This is a genomic window from Cohnella sp. GbtcB17, from assembly GCF_019091135.1.
Taxonomy (GTDB): Bacteria; Bacillota; Bacilli; order Paenibacillales; family Paenibacillaceae; genus Cohnella.
On the sequence record NZ_JAGXJW010000208.1, the window covers coordinates 1 to 329 of the forward strand.

Here is a 329-nt window from a genome sequence, read left to right on the forward strand (position 1 = left end):
CGTGCCTTGGCGACGACGGCGCCGTAATCGAACGTATCGCCGGGCAGAAGCAAGATGTCGTCCAAGGCGTCCGCGGTCGCATTGGCGTTATGGACGCGACCTTCGACGCTCGCCGCGAAGGAGGTGGAAAACTCGGCGATCTTGCGCGAGATGCCTTGCGCCTGCAGCGCCGCTGTCGTGATCTCGGGCTGCACGAGAACGACGGGCAGACGCGCCTCGATCTCCAGCGGCTCGTTTGCAGCTGGAGCCGTTTTGCCGAGCGTCGCTGGCGCATGCTTTTTGAATTCGGCCAGCAGCGGAGAAAGATCGAGCGTCTCGCCCGGCGTTTC

1 pseudogene is annotated in these 329 nt (G+C 64.1%); it reads right to left on the reverse strand.

Annotation, left to right across the window (positions count from 1 at the left end):
• A pseudogene (locus KVT38_RS33615) lies at positions 1–329 on the reverse strand (hypothetical protein); the annotation flags it as partial.